The sequence below is a fragment of the Myroides odoratimimus genome, from assembly GCF_001485415.1.
GTDB classification, from domain to species: domain Bacteria; phylum Bacteroidota; class Bacteroidia; order Flavobacteriales; family Flavobacteriaceae; genus Flavobacterium; species Flavobacterium odoratimimum.
The window spans coordinates 255,812-277,015 of record NZ_BCMQ01000004.1; the positions used below are offsets into that span (position 1 = coordinate 255,812).

General features: G+C 32.8%; 18 protein-coding genes. 16 read left to right on the forward strand and 2 right to left on the reverse strand.

The features are described from left to right. Positions 1 to 57: 57 nt before the first annotated feature. The 4 genes from MODO_RS05905 (at position 58) to MODO_RS05920 (ending at position 7,650) form a co-directional block, all read left to right on the forward strand. Entirely contained in the window at positions 58 to 1,731 is a 1,674-nt protein-coding gene (locus MODO_RS05905) for a tetratricopeptide repeat protein (RefSeq protein WP_006260168.1), read from the forward strand. A gap of 316 nt (positions 1,732 to 2,047) precedes the next feature. Further along, positions 2,048 to 6,487, forward strand: a complete 4,440-nt coding sequence (locus tag MODO_RS05910) for an MBG domain-containing protein (RefSeq protein WP_115283924.1) — start codon at positions 2,048 to 2,050, stop codon at positions 6,485 to 6,487. A gap of 11 nt (positions 6,488 to 6,498) precedes the next feature. Beyond that, on the forward strand, positions 6,499 to 7,335 hold the full coding sequence (locus tag MODO_RS05915; RefSeq protein WP_230486190.1) for a porin family protein: 837 nt from the start codon (positions 6,499 to 6,501) through the stop codon (positions 7,333 to 7,335). A 60-nt stretch (positions 7,336 to 7,395) separates the two neighbouring features. Then, complete coding sequence (locus tag MODO_RS05920) at positions 7,396 to 7,650, forward strand: hypothetical protein (RefSeq protein WP_006260392.1); 255 nt, start codon at positions 7,396 to 7,398, stop codon at positions 7,648 to 7,650. An 87-nt stretch (positions 7,651 to 7,737) separates the two neighbouring features. On the opposite strand, the gene MODO_RS05925 is transcribed toward MODO_RS05920, so the two are convergent. Continuing rightward, on the reverse strand, positions 7,738 to 7,983 hold the full coding sequence (locus MODO_RS05925) for a VF530 family protein (protein ID WP_006260391.1): 246 nt from the start codon (positions 7,981 to 7,983) through the stop codon (positions 7,738 to 7,740). A 66-nt stretch (positions 7,984 to 8,049) separates the two neighbouring features. Then, a complete protein-coding gene (locus tag MODO_RS05930; RefSeq protein ID WP_006260390.1) occupies positions 8,050 to 8,379 on the reverse strand; it encodes a winged helix-turn-helix transcriptional regulator in 330 nt (109 codons plus the stop codon). A gap of 114 nt (positions 8,380 to 8,493) precedes the next feature. On the opposite strand from MODO_RS05930, the gene MODO_RS05935 reads away from it, so the two are divergent. The 12 genes from MODO_RS05935 to MODO_RS05990 all read left to right on the forward strand — a co-directional run bounded on the left by MODO_RS05935 (position 8,494) and on the right by MODO_RS05990 (position 21,189). Then, a complete protein-coding gene (locus MODO_RS05935) occupies positions 8,494 to 9,183 on the forward strand; it encodes a hypothetical protein (protein ID WP_006260389.1) in 690 nt (229 codons plus the stop codon). 556 nt (positions 9,184 to 9,739) lie between these two features. Then, complete coding sequence (locus MODO_RS05940; protein ID WP_073144814.1) at positions 9,740 to 10,156, forward strand: RrF2 family transcriptional regulator; 417 nt, start codon at positions 9,740 to 9,742, stop codon at positions 10,154 to 10,156. A gap of 64 nt (positions 10,157 to 10,220) precedes the next feature. After that, positions 10,221 to 10,928: a phosphoadenylyl-sulfate reductase gene (locus tag MODO_RS05945; RefSeq protein ID WP_006260387.1), complete on the forward strand. Its 708-nt coding sequence runs from the start codon at positions 10,221 to 10,223 to the stop codon at positions 10,926 to 10,928. Between the two features lie 20 nt (positions 10,929 to 10,948). After that, positions 10,949 to 11,851, forward strand: coding sequence for a sulfate adenylyltransferase subunit CysD (gene cysD / locus MODO_RS05950; protein ID WP_006260386.1), 903 nt, complete (start codon positions 10,949 to 10,951; stop codon positions 11,849 to 11,851). A gap of 19 nt (positions 11,852 to 11,870) precedes the next feature. Beyond that, positions 11,871 to 13,106, forward strand: coding sequence for a sulfate adenylyltransferase subunit 1 (locus tag MODO_RS05955; protein ID WP_006260385.1), 1,236 nt, complete (start codon positions 11,871 to 11,873; stop codon positions 13,104 to 13,106). 16 nt (positions 13,107 to 13,122) lie between these two features. Continuing rightward, positions 13,123 to 13,905 carry a serine O-acetyltransferase gene (locus MODO_RS05960; RefSeq protein WP_006260384.1) on the forward strand — a complete coding sequence of 261 codons (783 nt, stop codon included), beginning with the start codon at positions 13,123 to 13,125 and terminating at the stop codon, positions 13,903 to 13,905. Between the two features lie 28 nt (positions 13,906 to 13,933). Further along, the gene (cysK, locus tag MODO_RS05965; protein ID WP_006260383.1) at positions 13,934 to 14,845 is read left to right on the forward strand and encodes a cysteine synthase A; all 912 of its coding nucleotides are present in this window, start codon (positions 13,934 to 13,936) and stop codon (positions 14,843 to 14,845) included. A gap of 12 nt (positions 14,846 to 14,857) precedes the next feature. Continuing rightward, positions 14,858 to 15,670, forward strand: coding sequence for a uroporphyrinogen-III C-methyltransferase (gene cobA, locus MODO_RS05970; RefSeq protein WP_006260382.1), 813 nt, complete (start codon positions 14,858 to 14,860; stop codon positions 15,668 to 15,670). Then, positions 15,660 to 17,348, forward strand: a complete 1,689-nt coding sequence (locus MODO_RS05975) for a diflavin oxidoreductase (protein ID WP_059050928.1) — start codon at positions 15,660 to 15,662, stop codon at positions 17,346 to 17,348. The genes cobA and MODO_RS05975 overlap by 11 nt, the downstream gene beginning before the upstream one ends. An 11-nt stretch (positions 17,349 to 17,359) precedes the next feature. Beyond that, positions 17,360 to 19,003 (forward strand): NADPH-dependent assimilatory sulfite reductase hemoprotein subunit, encoded by a 1,644-nt coding sequence (locus MODO_RS05980; protein ID WP_059050930.1) that lies wholly within the window; start codon positions 17,360 to 17,362, stop codon positions 19,001 to 19,003. Between the two features lie 243 nt (positions 19,004 to 19,246). Then, positions 19,247 to 20,692 carry a TSUP family transporter gene (locus MODO_RS05985; protein ID WP_059050933.1) on the forward strand — a complete coding sequence of 482 codons (1,446 nt, stop codon included), beginning with the start codon at positions 19,247 to 19,249 and terminating at the stop codon, positions 20,690 to 20,692. Positions 20,693 to 20,787: 95 nt separating this feature from the next. After that, positions 20,788 to 21,189 (forward strand): RidA family protein, encoded by a 402-nt coding sequence (locus MODO_RS05990; RefSeq protein ID WP_059050934.1) that lies wholly within the window; start codon positions 20,788 to 20,790, stop codon positions 21,187 to 21,189. The last annotated feature ends 15 nt before the right edge of the window (positions 21,190 to 21,204 follow it).

Consider the following 21,204-nt stretch of genomic DNA (forward strand, 5'->3'; position numbering starts at 1 on the left):
TAATGAATTGATTTGTATTGTGATAAATAGGATTATTTTTGTACAAAATGAGATGTAATGACCACCAAACTATTTACTTTCTTTCTATTTCTATTTATAGTTGCTTGTACAGACACTAAGCATTTAGATAATCAGCAATACGACATTTTAATCAATGAGTACTATAAGACAGGTACTGTTGAGGTAGACGATATTGGAAATATTGCAGAGCGCAAGGTGATTGGAAATATTCTTAAGGGATTATCCCATTTAGAGGTAACTGATAGTATTAATGATATTACTACTTCACTTTTTTTAGAAAGTGTATCTATGGTAGAAAAGTCTTCTAATGTAGCATTGAAGGAATGGGTGTATAGTGAGGTTGGGTTCTATTATTATTCTTATAACTATTATTACGAAGCTTCTCCCTATTTTATCAAGATTGCTAAAACTTTAGAGAATAAAGGTGTTGTATTAGATGTACAAGCAAAAAATATTTTGTTGCGTACAGCTTATTTCTTTGAGACCATGAATATGAATGAGAGCGCTATCATTTATTACAGAAAAGCTTTGGAAGAAGGGGAAAAGGAGCAGCTAAATAACAGTGCTATTTTATGGGGCTTAGGAGCAGTATATGCTAAAGTAGATAGTCTAGAGCAATCCATGCATTACTATGAATTGGCAAAAGAAACGTCCTTATCGTATAAGGACACCCTTAGATACGCCAAAAGTTTAGGAGGTATAGCATCAGTTTATCAAAAACAAGGAGATATAGAGAAAGCAGAGTTATACCTGAAAGAGGATATAGCAATTAGCCAACAATTAGGTGAGGAGAGGAATCTAATGTATAGTCAGATACAATTGGGGAAATTATACATAGATCGCAAGCAATATGATCTTGCAGAAGAAGTTTTAAAAAACTCTTATGAGATTACTAAAACTAAAAGCTACTTAGCAGGCTTTGAAAGAGAAATTATATCTTATTTACTCGATATCGCTAAGGCTCGTAGGATAGACACAGAAGAGCTCTTTTATAGAAGGGAGTTAGATCAAATAGACAGTGTGATAGAAGCTAGGGAAGGTGAAGAGGTCATTAATAAAATTAATTGGAATACTAATCTTGAGAGAGTAAACTGGGAGCTAGAGGCGGAAAAAAGCTTCTCAGAAAGAGTGAGATATCAACGACTACTCTTGCTGAGTACTACTGTTCTTCTGACGCTTATCTTGTGTATGGTGTACTTCTTTTCTAAACGAATTCTAAAGCTTCAAAAATATGCTTATGAAGGGAAGCTATTGGATTTTCAGTTATCTAAAATAAATTCAGAGAATAAGTTAAAAGAGACGAAATCATCATTAGCATCTTATCAAGTATATCTAAGTGAAAAAACCGCACAAATAGCAAAATTAGAACATGAGTTAAATAAGGCTTCTCACTCTTCTAAGGAGATCTTCAAGGAAAAGCGTCCTGCTATAGAAGAATTACTTCGTTCTCATCTGATGACAGAGGAGAATTGGGTTTTATTTAAAGAAACCTTTAGAGAAGAACAAGCAGTCTATTTTAATGAAATTATTACTCAGTTTCCTGACTTGACCGAGTCTAATCTACGCATTGTGTTGTTGCAAAAAATGGAATTGACTAATCAAGAAACTGCAAATATTTTAGGTGTAACTATTGATGCAGTTAAAAAAGCAAAACAGCGATTAAAGAAAAAATATGAAGATGATTACTCTGCTTTATTTAGTAAAGAGTAGTCTAACCGAAGTAAATAAAATACAATTTTTAAAAGCATTATCTGTATAGGTAATGCTTTTTTTTTATGTGTTAAAGGCTTCATTTTAAGGATGGTTATTTTTTGTCCACCCTATTGTCCACCCCCTTTAAACACTAGAATTTACCTACTTATAATACTTTTACCTACTGAAGCTAATTTCTGAATTTCACCACACTCAACGAATAGCATATTGTAGAGATTTTAATTTCTCTAGTCGCCTTAATAAATTGTATTTGTCTTCAATTTGTTATTGCTAAGTGTGGTTGGAATATCGTATAATTCTAACACACCACATTATGAAGAAATTTCTACTCTTATTCTTTCTAATTTTTAGCCCGATGCTCTTCGCGCAGACGAGTACCGAAGCTTTTGAAACAGAGTCAGCTGGTTCCACTAGTTTTACTGATAATGGGGTAACTTTTAATATTATTTCACATACTAGTACTTTTAATATAGTTAACTATCCGGCGACAGGCTGGAGTGGAACAGTTAATGATAATCAGTACATAGACAATTCAAATAGTGTAGGTCCTAGTAGCCCTTCTTTTTCTATAAAGACCACATCTAATTTATTTAAAGTAAATCGCTTTTGGGTATATGTAGCGGATAAGTTTACTAATCTAAATGCAACAGGATCATTGACTATCACTGGTAAGTTAAGTGGTGCAACTAAATTTACTCAAACTAAGACCAATAATTTTGTTACTTCATTAGGAAGTACTAATGGCTATACATTAATAGATTTGACTAATCTGAATGGTCAGAACTATAGTAATATAGTCATTGATGAGTTACAACTAACTTTAGGAGGTAATTATTACTATCTAGGCCTTGATGCATTTACGTGGGTGAAGGATTCTAATATAGTTACTACAGACTCTCAATCATTTATCACTACTTGGGAAGTGCCTAATGATAACGGTAGTATTAAACTCTATACAGATACTAATAAGTATAAGTATAATTATAATGTGAGTTGGGAGAATATAGATGACTCCGATAAGAAAAGTAAACCTCTACCTAACTTCAAAGGTGATTGTGTCATATCTAATCTACCTAAAGGGAAATATAGGGTAATGATAACAGGTGATTTTCCATATTTTAACGTAGCTAAGGATTTCGAAGATCCAAATGCAAAGCAGTTACTTACTGTAGAGCAATGGGGGACGCAACTTTGGAAAAGTATGCATAAAACTTTTCAGTCTGCTTCTAATCTTATTCATATAGGTAAAGATATTCCTAATCTTACTCAGGTGACAGATATGTCAAGGATGTTTGATTTTGCAATCTCTTTTAATGGAGATTTGAGTAAATGGGATGTATCGAAGGTGACTGACATGCAGTATATATTTTCCGGAGCAAGTTCTTTTAATGGTGATCTAAGCAAATGGAATGTATCTAGTTTAAAAAATATGCAGAGTATGTTTCATGCCGCAGTTGCTTTTGATGGTGATTTGAGTCAGTGGAATGTATCTAGTGCTACTAATATGATTCAAGTATTTGCTTACGCAATGAGTTTTAATAGAGATTTGAGTAGATGGAATGTCTCTAATGTGACAGATATGCAGTCGATGTTTTTAGGAGCGAGTTCCTTTAATAGGGATTTGAGTAAATGGAACGTTTCTAGGGTTATAGGTCCGTATGGTATGTTGAGTATGTTGGAATATTCAGGCATGTCTGTATATAATTATGATGCTACATTAAAAGGATGGGCTAATTTATCTACAATAAATAGTAATATGATTTTAGGAGCTACTGGATTAAAATACTGTACAGCGAATACTGAACGAGATAAGTTAATAAAAGAAAAAGGATGGAAGATAAATGGAGATATTAAATTAGGTAGTGAATATATTTTAAAAGATAAAAGTGTAGTGTATGATGGGAAGGCACATAAACTAGAATTAGAGTTACCTCATAGTTTTAGAGGTACTTATGAAATAGTAGATTCTTCAAATAATGTAGTATCTGATGCTATCAATGCTGGTATTTATACAGTACGTGCAATTAGTGAATGTGATCAAAGTGTACTTCATACTGCAACTTTAACAATTACTCCTGCTGTCTTAACAGTAACAGCTACTCCTCAGTCTAAAGTATATGGAGCAGTTGATCCTAAGCTTGATTACACAATATCAGGATTAGTAAATAATGATAAAGAGACTGATGTATTATCAGGTAGTTTATCTCGTGAGGTAGGAGAGAACGTTGGTAATTATGCTATAACTCAGGGTGACTTAAAAGCGAATGGTAATTATACATTAGTCTTTAAAGGAGCTGATTTGACAATTGGAAAAGCCCCATTAACAGTAACAGCTAATCCTCAGTCTAAAGTATATGGTTCAGTTGATCCTAAGTTTGATTATACAGTATCAGGATTACAGTTTATAGATAAAGAGACTGCTGTATTATCAGGTAGTTTATCTCGTGCAGTAGGAGAAGATGTTGGTACTTATGCTATAGCTCAAGGTGATTTAAAAGCGAATGGTAATTACGCTTTAAGTTTTACAGGAGCTGATTTGGTTATTACTCCAGCTGTATTAATTGTAAGTGCTACTGCTCAGTCTAAGATATATGGAGCAGTTGATCCTAAACTTGATTATGCGGTATCAGGATTACAGTTTATAGATAAAGAGACTGCTGTATTATCTGGTAGCTTAAATCGTATAGCAGGAGAGGATGTTGGCACTTATGCTATAACTCAAGGAACGTTAATAGCTAATAGTAATTATGTTTTAAGTTTTACAGGGGCTGATTTGGTTATTACTCCAGCACTATTAACTGTAAGTGCTACTGCTCAGTCTAAAGTATATGGAGATGTTGATCCTGCGCTTGATTATACAGTATCAGGATTAGTAAATAACGATAAAGAGATTGATGTCTTATCAGGTAGTATATCTCGCGCAGTAGGAGAAGATGTTGGTACTTATGCTATTACTCAAGGAACGCTAATAGCTAATAGTAATTACTCTTTAAGTTTTACAGGGGCTGATTTGAATATTATTCCTGTTGTCTTGACAGTAACAGTTAATCCTCAGTCTAAGGTATATGGAGCAGTTGATCCTAGTCTAAGTTATACCGTATCAGGATTAGTAAATAATGATAAAGAGACTGCTGTATTATCAGGCAGTTTATCTCGTGCAGTAGGAGAAGATGTTGGTACTTATGCTATTACTCAAGGTGATTTAAAAGCGAATGGTAATTATGCTTTAAGTTTTACAGGGGCTGATTTGAATATTATTCCTGTTGTCTTGACAGTAACAGTTAATCCTCAGTCTAAGGTATATGGAGCAGTTGATCCTAGTCTAAGTTATACCGTATCAGGATTAGTAAATAATGATAAAGAGACTGCTGTATTATCAGGCAGTTTATCTCGTGCAGTAGGAGAAGATGTTGGTACTTATGCTATAGCTCAAGGTGATTTAAAAGCGAATGGTAATTATACAGTTGATTTTATAGGAGCTAATTTGACTATTGAAAAAGCACCTATCATAGGAATGGTATTAAAAGGAGGTACTTATGTTTATGACACTAAAGAGAAATCAGTTTTACTTAGTAGTACGCTACCTATTGGGACGAAAGTAACCTATAAGAATAATAAGCAAACAGAGGCAGGTGAATACGAAGTAACTGCTTTAATAGAAGGTGATAATTATATACCATTACTTCTAAAAACAAAACTAATTATCAATAAGGCTCCCCAACATATAGAGTTTAATGCTTTATCACCTGTGTTATATGATAATTTATTACAGCTTCAATTGATAGCAAACAGTAGTGTAGACTTGCCAATAAATTATACCTATATGAATGTTGGAACTACTGTAGTAGCGACAGTGACTTCCACTGGTTTAGTCAAAGTATTGCATCCAGGTAGCGTTGTTATAACTGCTCATCAAGATGGGAATAATAATTATGAACCTGCTCAGAGTGTGAGCCAAATCTTAATAATTAAAAGTGATAAAGCTGAGATAAATAGCTTGATTATTAACGGTAGAGAAATAGGTGAATTATCTTCTAATAAATTATTTATGCTTCATTGTGACGAGATAGATAAACAAGTAGAAGTAGAGTTGGTTACTAGTGAGGGCGCTTCAGTGAATATCGGAAATCATTTCTTTATTGATACCCCTAAAGCAGGTATTTATAACAGAGAGATAGTTGTAAAGTCTCATAGTGGAACAATAACGAATAGATACATTTTATCTATAGAAAGACCTTTTAATTTTGAGGATATAGTTATACAGAAATTCGATAATACTTTATTAGTAAACAACAATCCATTGACTAATGGTGGGTATCGTTTTATGGGGTATAAATGGTTTAAAAATGGCAAGTTGATAGGTACAGAACAAGTGTACTCAGTAGGAAATCATAGAGATGATTTATTAGATATAGATGCTTTATACAGTCTAGAGTTGACTACTGATAAGGGAGAGATAATACACAGCTGTCCAGCTATGATAAAATACACACATACTAATAGTATTAAACTCTATCCAAACCCTGTAGTGAAAAATGGGGTAATGGAAATAGCACTAGATTATCCAGAGTCAAGTTTGAAAAATATTATAGGTTCTGTATATAGTTTGACAGGACAGTTTTTATTCAAAGTATCACTTGAAAATAAGATTTCAGAAGTGATATTACCAAATACTTTGGTAGAAGGTGTTTATCTTATGATTATTAAGATAGAAGGACAGAATAAAGTATTCAGATTTATGGTTAAACCTTAATTAAAAGTAAAGTGAAAAGAAAAAATATATATGGATTTATGCTTGTTGTACTAAGTTGTACAACAAGCTTTGCACAAGAGGTAGACTTTTCTATAGGAGGATACTTTACAAATAGTTTAAAAACAGACAACGATTATGATACAAATACATCATTAGGGTATCAAATAGGAGTAGGGTATCGCTATTATTTAAATTCACAGTGGAGCTTGGGAGCAGAAATAAACTATAAGTATAGTAAACTTGATTTTATACAGCGAAACGTTAAAGAGAATTGGTCTGTTATAGATATAGAAAATCATGATTATGAATTTAGATACAATAGTAAATATAGAAAAGAAAGCGTGTCTTTTAATACCTTTCAAATCCCATTAACCATACAATATGAAACTAAAGGGATAGTGAAGTGGTATATACGTTCTGGAGTAAGTATAGGTATTATAACAGGGGATAGTAAGAGTAAAATAACAATGAATGATTTGCATACATCAGGGTATTATAAAGATTGGGATGCAGAACTTCACGGACCACATTATATGGGGTTTGGAGCATTTGGGAATCAGACTCAAAAGAGAAATTTAGACCTTTCTACAAGGTATTCGTGGCTGTTAGAAACAGGAGTGAAGCAAGAACTAGGAAATAAACAAAACTTATATGTAGGTGTCTTTCTAGATTTAGGATTAACTAATTTAGTTAAAGATAATAAGAGAATAGATACACCAATTAGCCATGTAAGCAATTATGATAATCCACTAGAATATCACAGTATATGGACACAAGAAAAGTATAAAGACATAAACTTAAAAGACTATTATATCGGTATTAAGTTAAGATATTCATTTAGTCTATAATATAAGAGATTTATAAAAAAATCTCTTATCTCATTTCACCTTATCCTCACAATTTAAAATATGAATAAACCAATTACCCCAGAAACACTAAAAGAAATTGCTTTTAATGTTACATTAGAACAATACAATGATATTATTGAGAAATTGCACCATAGCGCTAGTAAAGGTCAGAAATCATTGCTGATAGATAATCTTTCTGATACTGTTCAGAGTCGATTAATAGAAGAAGGTTATAAAATAAAGCCTTATGTTAAATATCAATACGATTATCTTCTGCGTAAAAAGAGAAAAAAATACTACGTAATTAGTTTTTAGATACTTTTAAATATCAAAGGTTAGCTCTTACAAGCTAACCTTTGGTATTTAATTAAACTATATTGAAAAACAGAAATAAAATAGGATTTATTCTTCAGATTTTTGTTGTTTTGCTTTTTGACGTAGAACATATAAGTAAAGGCTTTCGACTTTATCTCTTGCCCAAGGTGTTTTTCGTAAGAATTTTAAAGAAGAGTTAATGCTAGGGTCATGAGTGAAGCATCTGATATTAATCTGATTGCCTAATTCCTCGAATCCGTTATAGTATTCTACTAATTCTTCTAGAATATCGACTAGTTTCTTTCCGTGTAATGGGTCTTTTGATACTTGCATATATCGTATATTTTAAACAAAGATAATTGATTCTATATTGATGTTATTAAGGAGGTTATTTTGTGCTTATTTATCAATAAACTCTTCTCCCCATTTTAAGAATGCTCGTAGAATAGGTTCTAGCATTTGTCCCTTATGTGTCAAGGTATAATTTACCGTAGGAGGAACAGTAGGGAGAGCATCTCTAGTGATGATATTTGTCTGTTGTAATTTTTTTAGTTCCTTGACTAACATTCGTGTATTAATATTGGGAATTTCTCTTTCTAATTCACTAAATCGTTTAGTCCCATCAAAGAGTGTAAATATGATAGGAATAGACCATTTTCCCCCAACTATTTCTAAAACATCGTGTAGGGTACATTTGTGTTCAACTTTTTCTATTTTATTTTTCGTCATAAGTGATTGGCTATGAGTAATACAGTAATTTATGGTATTACTATACAAAAGTGTTACTACTTGCAAAAGTAAAGTATTGAGCTTAGGTTTACAACTAAATTTTAAATCAAAAACATGAGATTCCGATCTATTTGTAAGATGTTGCTTATCTTAAGTAGTTTGTTTTACAGTGTTTCAATTGTTGCTCAACAACAAGATGAAGTGGTTAATAAAGACAGTGTAGTAGTTAACCCGCCTATTAATGTAGAGACATTAATAGGAAGTAGAGGAGTTACCTTTAATATGCTCCTTAACAAGAAGTTTCAGAGTTTACCTAAAGTAGGTTTCTTTAGTGTCGTAAATTATGTAGGAGAGTGGGGAGAGCCAGATGTAAAGGATAGGATGATTCAAGGACAGTTAACCTATACCGTAATGAAAGGATTAGATATAACTGCTGGGTTTCACTATGATCCAGAGTTTGGAGTTAAACCTGCAGCTGGATTATTATATAGTTGGGTTAAAAAGGATTGGGCTATTGTTCTTAATGGAAGAGTAGATATTATGTCAAAGCCTGCTTATGAAGGAATGGCCTTAGTAGAATATACTCCTAAGCTTAATGATACTTTTAAACTTTATACAAGAGCACAGGGATTATATGGATATGCAACAGAGTGGAAAGGACATTCTCGAAGTTATATCCAAGGGCGAGTAGGTCTGAGCTATAAAGAGTTTAGTTTTGGAGCTGCTGCTAATATAGATTTCTATGGTCCTTTAAAAGTAAATGAAAATAGTTTTGGAGGCTTTGTAACAATGTTATTATTCTAACTTTTCCTGATTAAAGTAAGATGTCTTCGTGATATCAGTTATTAGTCTTCTAGAAAATCCCAATTGTAATAATTGGGATTTTTGCTTTATTTATTATCTAATTTAAAAGAGTGCAAGTTATAAATTTGATGATTATTTCTATTTATTCACATTTTGTAGCTTGTTTAGTATTGCTCTAAACAAGAAAATTAAAGGTTATCATCAATAATCATAATTAGTATTTATAATTATTACAATTTTATTATTTTAAGTTATAAATGTTGGTACTTAGTCTGTTAGGTCTTATGTTTGAAGTTTTTATTCAAATCAAAGAGAGATATTATTCAGCTATTATTTAAAAAATTATAAAAAAATGTTTGCGCATTAAAATATAATCCTTTCATTTGTACAAGAATAAAAAATCAAAAAATGAGAATAAATAATTTAAATATGGTAATGTGTATGTGTAAATGCTTTTCAAAAGAGGAGTAGTCTATTCGTACGTTGTATTTAAATTAAATCAATATATAGAAGCTCCTTATTTAACGATAAGGGGCTTTTTTTATGCATTTATACTATGTTATCAAAACGATGTAAGTATGCCTTAAAAGCAATGGTGTGTCTAGCAAGAGTATATCAAAATGGGCACTTAACTATAGCTACTATAGCAGAAAAAGAAAATATACCGAAGAAGTTTCTAGAGCAAATATTACTAGAGCTTAAGAGAGTAAAGTTAGTAAATAGTAAAAAAGGACTAGCTGGAGGGTATTATTTAATTAAAGATCCTAAGGAGGTATCAGTAGCTGATTTGTATAGAATATTTGATGGGCCTATTGCATTGACACCATGTGTATCTATAAACTACTATGAACCATGTGATGACTGTGAAGATGAAGTAAGTTGTTATCTGAGAAAACAGTTTATGGAGATTAGAGATAAGACAAGAAAGAGCATGTCAGAAGCTACGCTTCAACGCTTTATAGACGGAGATTAAAAAAATTTACACCTAAAGACTACTAAAATGATAGAGATTATAGTTTATTGAAAAAAAGAATAATATGAGTTTAAAAAATCAATATGAAAAACTGCTTGAGGGTGGGTTAGAAGCCTTGTCCTTTAAAGAACAGATGAAGTATTTAAAAGAACATTTTGAATCAATAACGTTTTCAACAAGTTTCAGTTATGAAGACCAAGTTATCACCCATCTTTTAAAAGATGAAAAAGAGGTTTCTTTTTTTACACTAGATACAGGGAGACTCTTCGATCAGACTTACGATACATGGAGTCTCACTTTAGCAAAGTATAAAATTAATATTACAGCCTATTTTCCAGAGAGTAGTCTTATAGCAGAGTTTGTCAATAAGAATGGACCAGATAGTTTCTACAAATCTGTAGAATTGAGAAAAGAGTGTTGTACTATTCGAAAGGTATTACCTCTGCAGAAAGCCTTAAAGAATCAAGAAATATGGATTACAGGTTTAAGAGCAGAACATTCTCCTAATAGACAAAGCTTGACTCCTTTTGAATGGGATGAACACAATCAAATTATCAAGTTTCATCCTCTGCTATCTTGGTCTACAGAGGAAGTAACAGCGTTTATAGAGCAAAATCAGATTCCCTATAATCCACTACATAAGCAAGGTTATATCAGTATTGGTTGTAGCCCATGTACAAGAGCGATAAGAGAAGGAGAAGATTTTAGGGCAGGAAGATGGTGGTGGGAAGATGCTTCAAAAAAAGAATGTGGATTACACTTAAAACAATAGAATAAATAGTATTAACAGATATGATAGAAAACAATTATTTAGAAACTTTAGAACAAGAGGCAATTTATATTTTGAGAGAAACAGCTGCTCAATTTGAGAAACCAGCCTTGTTGTTCTCTGGAGGAAAAGACTCTATTGTCTTGGTTCACCTGGCACTAAAAGCATTTAGACCAGGTAAATTTCCTTTTCCATTAGTCCATATTGATACAGGACATAATTTTCCTGAGGCTATTGCATTTAGGGATAAGTTAGTGGACCAAATAGGAGAAAAACTAATAGTAGGAAGTGTAGAAGATAGTATTAGAAAGTACAAATTAAAGGAAACACAAGGTCGTTTTCCTTCTAGAAACTCACTACAAGCTTATACTTTATTAGATACTATTCAAGAGCATGAATTTGATGCATGCATAGGTGGGGCAAGAAGAGATGAGGAAAAAGCTAGGGCAAAAGAAAGGATATTTTCTCTAAGAGACGATTTTGGTCAATGGGATCCTAAGCTCCAAAGACCTGAGCTTTGGGATATTGTCAATGGGAATATGCAGACAGGGCATAATACCAGAGTATTTCCTATTAGTAATTGGACAGAGCTAGATATCTGGAATTATATTAAAGCAAATGATATTGAATTGCCAGGATTGTACTTTGCTCATGAACGTGAATGTATTGAGTACAATGATAAATTAATAGCTCTTTCTAGTTTTACTCCAGCTGTTGAAGGAGAAAAAGTAGTCAAATCATCTGTGCGTTATCGCACTGTAGGAGATATGACTTGTACAGCAGCAATAGCTTCTAATGCTATAACAGTAGACGATATTATTGAGGATATAAAAAACTCAAGAATAAGCGAGAGAGGACAGACTAGATTAGATGATTTATTATCTGAATCAGCTATGGAAGACAGAAAGAAGAAAGGATATTTTTAATTGTAGTAAATAAAGTAAAATGGAAACATTAAAATTTATAACAGCAGGGAATGTAGATGATGGGAAAAGTACTTTAATTGGTAGATTACTGTATGATTCTAATAGTATCTCAACAGATCATTTAGGCGTTTTAGCAAGTAAATCAGATATAGGAGAAGAAACGATTGACCTAGCTTTAATTACTGATGGATTAAGAGCAGAACGTGAACAAGGTATTACAATAGATGTAGCATATAAATACTTTTCTACAGTTAATAGAAAGTTTATTATAGCAGATTCTCCTGGACATCAGCAGTATACTAAAAATATGATTACTGCGGCATCTGTATCCGATTTGATTATCCTATTAATTGATATCAGAAAAGGAATTACAGAACAGACCAAACGTCATGCTTCAATCGCTTCTCTGATGGGAATTAAAAAAGTCGTTGTAGCAATCAATAAAATTGATTTAGTAGACTATAACGAAGGTATTTATGAGGAGATTAAGTCAGACTTTGAAGTATTAAGAAGTCAATTAACCTTTACAGAAGTTGTTTATATCCCTATTAGTGCTCTACAAGGAGATAATATTGTAAAGTCTTCATCACTAACTCCTTGGTATACGGGTAAAACCTTGTTAGAGGTCTTAGAGACCATTCATATAGAAAGCCAATTGAGAAATGAAGCTCGTTTTCAAGTACAATTTATTATTAGACCTCAGACGAAGGAGTATTTAGATTATAGAGGGTATGCAGGCTTAGTATTAAGTGGTCAATATAAAGTAGGAGATAGGGTAAGAATACTTCCAAGTAATATTTCTACAACTATCACAAAGTTAGAGAAGAATCTTAGAGATGTATCTAATGTTATAGCAGGTGATAATGTTGTAATGCATTTTGATGCAGATCTGGATATTAGCAGGGGAGATACAATTTATTTAGAAGAACAAAAAGCACCTTTAGCAACGAATAAGCTTACTTCTTGGATAAGTTGGTTAGATACAGAAGATCTGCAATTAGGTAAAACGTATATTTTACAACATCGTTTTCACAGTGTTCGAGTTAAAATCAAATCGATAGATAGAAAGTGGGATATAAATACTCTTGAGTTTAACATAGGTGAAGAGGTGAGCTTAAACGATATCGCACAAGTTAGCCTACAAACCAATCAAGCATTAAACTATGATCCTTTTGTAGAAAATTCTAAAACAGGGAATGCTATTCTAGTAGACGAGACCTCTTATAATACTGTAGGGGCTTTAATGTTCTTGTAAACTACTTTTTACAAGTATGAGGGACTACATATATAACAAGACAATAAAGAATAGAGTACCTAATAAAGAGCTATTTGAAACTTGGTTAGATCGATTCTATAATTGGTTGTTTACCAATTATAACTATGAATCGTTTGCTTGTTTTTTAGCTGAAGAACAGACTTTGTGTCTTGAACTGGAAGTGGTATTACAAAGAGTTATTACTAAAGATAAAGCAGGTCTTAAAGCACAACTGTTTTTTAATCAAGTAGAAACGTTGTATAAATTATTAGAGTCTGATTTAGAGGGATATATGAGTTATGATAAGTCTGTTCAGTCTAAATCAGAAATAATAGCTTTTAACTCAGGTTTTTTAGCGATGTATCTCTATAGGGTCTCACAGGTATTTATTGATCTAGGGATAACTGTTTTGCCTCAGATAGCTAATCGATATGGATACCGTCTTACGGGAATAGATATTAGTCCATTTGCAAAAATAGGTAAACAATTAATACTTATCAATGGTTTAGGAGTTGTGATAGGGAGTACAGTAGTTATAGGAAATAATGTAAGAATACACCAAGGAGTAATCTTAGGAGAACATAGACAGATATTAGATTTGTGTTTAAAGGAATCTATTGTGATTGAAGATAATGTTGTAATACGAGAAAGAGTTTCTATTACAGGAAAAGCCATAACGATTGGTAAAGGATCAAGGATAGGACCAAATCTTCATATACCAAGCTCTATTGAAGCTAATTCCAATGTAGAATTAGATAGTCAATATCGCATAAGAATAAATGAAATAATAATAAAGTAACCAAATTAAAAACCAAAGAGAATATAAAATGAAAGTAGAAAGTATTTTAGGAACAATTGGAAATACTCCAATTATAGGATTAAATAGATTCTTTCCAGGATCAAAACAAACTTGGATAAAGCTTGAAAAAACAAATCCAGGAGGAAGTATTAAAGATCGTATTGCCTTGGCAATGATAGAAGATGCTGAGAAGCAAGGTTTGTTAAAACCAGGAAGTGTTATTATAGAACCAACATCTGGAAATACAGGAATAGGACTTGCTCTGGTAGGAGCTGTTAAGGGATATGATGTTATTTTAGTTATGCCCGAGTCAATGAGTGTAGAGCGAAGAAAATTGATGGAGATATATGGAGCTAAATTTGAATTAACTCCACGAGAAAAAGGAATGAAAGGAGCTATTGAAAAAGCAACCGAATTAGTTCAAGAAATTCCTAATGCATGGTCACCAAGACAATTTAATAACCCTGTGAACGTAGATATTCACAGTAGAACAACTGCATTAGAAATTATTCAAGATTTTCCTGAAGGATTAGATTATTTAGTGACAGGAGTCGGAACAGGAGGGCATATTACTGGGGTTTCTAAAGTATTAAAAGAGAAATATCCCAATCTGAAAGTGATTGCTGTAGAACCTGATACTTCTGCTGTATTAAGTGGAGAACCTTCTGGACCACATACTATACAGGGGATTGGGGCAGGCTTTATTCCAGAAATATTAGATTTTAATTTAATAGATAAGGTTGTAAAGATTTCAAAAGAAGAAGCATTTGAAGTAGTAAAAGAAGTTGCTAAAAAAGAAGGTTTACTAGTAGGAATCTCTACAGGAGCATCATTGGCAGCTATTACAAAATTATTGCCTTCTATAGAAGATGGTGCTAAGATATTGACATTTAACTATGATAATGGAGAACGCTACTTATCAGTAGAGGGGCTATTTTAATTCTTGATTGTGATGAATAGTGGAAAAGTTATACTAGCAGGTGCTGGTCCAGGAGATCCTGAGTTAATAAGTCTGAAGGCACTTCGGTATTTAAAAACGGCAGATATAATTCTGATAGATCGTTTAGTCTCGCCTGAGCTTATCGAACTGTATGTCAATAAGACGACAAAGGTTATTTACGTAGGTAAACAGTGTTCTAAAGGGATACATACACCACAGCAAGAGATTAATGAGTTAATGGTTTCGTATGCTAAATTAGGAATGACTGTACTTAGATTAAAGGGAGGAGATGTTTCTATATTTTCTAATATTCTTGATGAATTGCGAGTATTAAAAGAAAATAGAATAAAATATGAGATTATCCCAGGCATTTCTGCAGCATTAGGTGCAGCAGCTTATAGTGCTATTCCTTTGACTAGTAGAGGATATAGTCGTGCAGTTCGTTTCTTGACTTTATTTGATACGATTAGTATAGAACAAGATACTTGGAGAGATTGGGCAAAGACAGAGGATACACTAGTATTCTATATGAGTGGGCAAAAGCTGAAGTATTTAGTACAAGCCTTGCTATCACAAGGGATAGCGTCAGAGAAAGGAATTGCTATTATTCAACAGGCAAGTACTATCTATCAGAAGACAACTGTATATTCTTTTAGAGATATTATGGAAAAAGAGCTGATTGCCTTTGAGTATGTACCAACTTTATTTATTGTGGGTAAAGTAGTTGAATTACATGAGCAATTTGCTTGGAAAGAAGAAATAAAAGAAGGAGAATACTATTCTTATTTTGATAATCATATAAAAGAGTTTCAATATGCAATTTGATCAAAAAATAACAAGTTTACAGAAGCAGGTTGAAAACTATTCGCGAGAAGAACTAATCTGGTTTAATGGTTACCTCTCAGGCTTGTTAGCCCAAAATGAGATACAGCCAAGTAATCCAATTGCTGTTAATCAAAGTTCAAAAGTATCAGTGAAGCCTCTTATTCTTTATGGAAGTGAAACAGGAAATAGTAAGAAAGTAGCACTAGAACTTCTAAAGCTTTGCAAACAGAATAAGTTACAAGCTAAGAGTTTAGACTTAGCTACATATAAAGTTGAAGATTTGAGTAAAGAAGATTTTATCATTCTTATTTGTAGTACACAAGGTGAAGGAGAACCACCTCTTTCTGCTCAGAAATTCTTCGATTCCTTATCTAAAGTAAAACTTGAATTGAGTGGCGTAAGATATTGTTTATTAGCATTAGGAGATTCTTCTTATCCTCTTTTCTGTAAAGCAGGAGAAGATCTAGATAAATTATTACTTCAACAAGGAGCGCAATCTATTTTACCTCTAAAAAAGTTAGATGTAGATTATAAAGAATATACTGCTACGTGGTTTAAAACAGTCTTAGATACTATAGAGAAATCTAGAGGGAGTATTGTAGAAGAAGGAAATCATAAAGACATTAATGTACAGATTACAGTAGAAAAACTTAATGTAAAAAAGGAGTATCAAGGGGTAGTTAGTCACTGTGTATTATTGAACGATAGAGAGTCTAATAAACAAACCTATCACCTCGAAATTCGCAGTGATATAACTATAGACTATCAGCCAGGAGATGCCATAGGGGTTTACCCTCCCAATAAGCTAGGTACAATGATAAGTATAGCTAAGTTATTGGGTGAAGAGAGTAGATATGAAGAGTTAGAGGGATTGAGCATTACAGGGCTTACAAAAGGTGTAATAAATAAATTATCAACTTATTTAGGAGTAGATATTATTGAAGATAAGATTGACTTATTGGATCTTTTAGAAACCTATAGTAATAGAAAACCAATAGAACTAGATGGGATAAAAGCGATTCTACAGCCAATTGCACCAAGGCTTTATTCTATTTCGTCTTCTAATTTAGCTCATGAGGATGAAGTACATTTAACTGTTGCCTTAGATCAGTTCTTGGTAGGAGAAGAAAAGAAACAAGGATTGTGTTCTTCTTATTTTTCTGAATTAGAGGTTGGACAGGAACTCTCATTCTATATTCATAGGAATAGTGAGTTTTATTTACCTGATTCTGATAAGGATATTATTATGATAGGACCAGGAACAGGTATTGCACCATTTAGAGGTTTTATTGAACATAGAGATACAAGTGAAGCAGAAGGACGCAATTGGTTATTCTTTGGAGAACAGCACTTTGTATGTGATTTTTATTATCAGACAGAAATACAACAATGGTTAGAAAGTGGTGTTTTAACAAACCTAGATACTGCTTTCTCTAGAGATCAAAAGCATAAAATATATGTTCAGGATAGGCTAAGAGAAAGAGCTAGTGAAGTGTGGAACTGGATAGAATCAGGAGCTATAATTTATGTTTGTGGGCAGAAGTCTCCTATGAGTGAAGATGTTGAACGTGTACTTGTTGAAATCATTATGGAGCAACAAAACACTTCTTTTAAAGCGGCTGAAGAGTATTTAGAAGAAATGTTTTTAAGTGGACAATATAGAAAAGATGTATATTAAAAAAAGACGAAATGAATCAAGATAAACTATCTCCTATAGAAGGGATAAAAGAAAAAAGCGACGGTTTACGAGGTACGTTAGCACAGAGCTTAAAAGATAATTATACAGGGAATGTAAGGCCTGATGATGAAGCTTTAATTAAGTTTCATGGGATGTATGTCCAAGACGATAGAGATAGACGACAAGAGAGAGCAGAAAAGAAATTAGATAAGTTGTATTCTTTCATGATTAGACTTCGTATACCTGGAGGAGTGATCTCTGCGAAGCAATGGCTGGCTATACACGAAATATCAGAACTATATGGTACAGGTGTATTAAAGATAACAACTAGACAAACTATACAGTTACATGGATTATTAAAGCACCAATTAAGTGATACAATACAAGGTTTTCTTCTTGCTAAACTAGATGCTATTGCTGCATGTGGTGATGTCAATAGAAATGTAATCTGTAGTTCTCATCCACAAGTTTCACCTGTTTTTGAGCAAATTCATAATTATGCAGATAAGATATCTAAAATGCTTTTACCTAAGACACAGTCTTATTATGAAGTATGGATAGATAACGAAAAGATTTATGATCGATCTATTGAAGCTGATCCTTTATATCAGGACAAGTACCTTCCAAGGAAATTTAAAATAGCCATTGCAATTCCACCAACGAATGATGTAGATGTATTTGCTAATGATATTGGGCTTATTGCTATCGTAGAAGAAGATAAACTGATCGGATTTAACATTGCTATAGGAGGTGGATTATCTACAACACATGGCAATGAGCAAACCTATTCAAGACTTGCTACTGTTATAGGCTTTTCCGACAATGAAGAAGATACGATGAAGTTGATTTATGAAGTATTGACTATACAACGAGATTATGGAAATCGTTCAGACAGAAAGCTTGCTCGTCTAAAATATACTCTTGACAGATTAGGAGTAGAGAACTTTGTTAAAGAACTAGAACATAGAGCAGGAGTACAGCTTCAACCAGCTAGAGCGTATGAATTTACAGAGCGAAATGATAGATATGGATGGCAGCAAGCTCATGATGGTAAATGGTATTACACCTTATTTGTTGAAAATGGTGTAGTACAAACTTATCAAAAGGAGTTCTTGTACAATTTATCTAAACTAGCCGTATCTGATTTTAAATTTACTTGTAATCAGAATTTAATACTTGGAGAAATTGAAGAAGAAGACAAATGGTTAGTAGAGAAGTTATTGGTGGAACACGCAATAGAATTGAGAAATTCAAAACTAAGAGAGAGTTCTATGTCATGTGTGGCATTGCCAACTTGTCCATTAGCTTTAGCTGAGGCACAGCGTTATTTACCTGAGTTAATCTCTAAAGTAGAACCATTACTAGCTAAACATAATCTAGGTGAAGAAGAGATTAGTATTCGAATGACAGGATGTCCTAATGGTTGTGGTCGTTCATATTTAGCTGAGATAGGCTTTGTAGGTACTGGTCCACAGGAGTATAACCTTATGCTAGGAGGTGACCGATATGGTACTAGATTAAACCAACTATATAAGAAAAAGATAAAAGAAGAAAAGATCTTATCGCATTTAGATAATTTATTCAGCCAATACAAAGAAGAAGCTTTAGCTAAAGAAACTTTTGGGGACTTTATGTATAGAAAATTCTTTGCTTAAAAAATAAACTAAAACTACCACCACAAAACAATTATTCAATGAAAGTCTGTTGCATTTTTATTACTTCTTTCCTGTTCTAAGGAACTATAAGAACTACTTTATCTCAGAGTAGTTTAATCACTATTAAACATTGTAAAACAAATTGTAGATCAATCTGCCAGATTGGTCCTGAGGGACTTATATCTCTTTTTTTATTCTTTAAGTATATGATTTTATAGTTAAAGGGTTGTAATATAATAGATTATGAAAAATACATTATTCCCAATATTTCTAAAAACGACTCATTCCAATTTTTTAATTGTAGGAGGAGGTAATGTTGGTTTAGAGAAAACAAAAACATTGCTAAAACAAAATGAACTAACTCATATTACGGTTGTTTCTATTGATTTTAAACCTGAATTCTTTGAATTAAAAACCACCCATGCTAATCTAATATTGAAGCATAGAAGCTTTCTAATAGAAGATTTGTATCAAATGGACTTAGTAGTAATAGCGACGAATAATACTGCCTTAAATCAAGAAATAAAAGCTTTAGCCAATAGTAAGGGATTATTGGTCAATGCGGCTGATCAGCCAGACTTATGTGATTTTTATCTTGGGTCTATCGTAACCAAAGGACAACTGAAAATAGCAATATCTACTAATGGTCAATCACCGGTATTGGCTCGTAGAATGAGAGAGTATTTAGAAGAAGAAGTACCTGATAATGTAAGCGATAGTATAGAGCATTTAAATCAGTATAGAGCACGTCACAAAGGAAATCTAAGAGAAAAGCTCAATAGTTTAAATCGAGTAACATCTGTTATGACCAATCGTAATTATGAGAGGAAACAACTTTTTTCTAAAATCTTTAGACTCACTACTCTTGTGTTAGTTTTTGTAATGGGATATGCTTTATCTAATGTAATTACCTTTCATGATATTCAAGCTGGCTTAGCGAGTATGCCTTCAGAGTTTTACTATGTTTTCATTATTGGGTTTTTAGCACAGATGGTTGATGGTGCATTAGGATTGGGATATGGAATGACTTCAGCCTCAGCTATGATGGCTATGGGGCTAAGTCTTCCCACTATATCAGGGAGCATTCATACTGCAGAGATGTTTTCTAGTGCAGTATCTGGATATACACACTACAAGTTTAAAAATGTAAATAAAAAACTACTGCTTTGGCTGAGTATTCCTGGAGTAGTAGGGGCTATTTTAGGGTCGTTGTTTGTGATCTATATTGGTAGTGAGTATGAGTATATCGCTTATCCATTTGTAGCATTATACTTAATGATTATTGCTATTAGGTTAATTAGTTTAGCGCTAAGAAACTCAGTAATCAGAAAGAAAGTCAAATACGTTGGTTTTCTAGGTTTTTCAGGAGGTTTCTTTGATGCTTTTGGAGGAGGAGGTTGGGGGCCTATAGTTACTTCTACGCTTCTAACTAAAGGAAGACCTACTAGATATGTCGTAGGGACAGTATCCTTAGCAGAGTTCTTTGTAACTTTTGCTGCTTCTATGGTTTTCTTTTCGAAGTTGGGATTTGGTTATTGGTATATCTTCTTAGGCTTAGCTTTAGGAGGGGTATTTGCAGCTCCTTTAGCAGCAAGGTTAGCTGGTAGAATGCCTAAACGCATCTCTTATATCTGTGTAGGATTATTGGTTTTTATAGCTAGTTTAAGAATAGTCATTAAGTTTATATAGGATTAGTAAGAAAGAAAAATAGACTTGTCGGTTTTATACAATTTTACTTGTAACTCCTAATCTAGTTTTGCACTAGAATATTAAATAATAAAACTATGCAAGACATTCAAAAAGTAGTTAGAATTACTCCAACAACGTTATCAAGACCAGTAGGGAATTATTCACATATAACTATTGTGCCTAAGAATGCGACTATTTATACTTTCTCTGGACAGATAGGTACTGACAGTAATGGTGTGATACCAATCGACTTTAATCAACAAGTAGACAATACGTTTAGCAATATTGCTGCCTTATTAGAAAGCCAAGAATTAGCAGAAGATAATATTATTAAAGTCAATATTTGGGCAACTAAAGAGATTGACTGGGATTATTTTGATAGTGTATGGAAGGAGTTCTTTAAAAGTGGAAATCCTTCTATGACTGTGGCTTATATCTCAGCTTTAGGACTTCCAGAGATTGATTTGGAGATTGAGATTTGGGCAGCTAAGGTATAATGCAAAGTCCCTTAG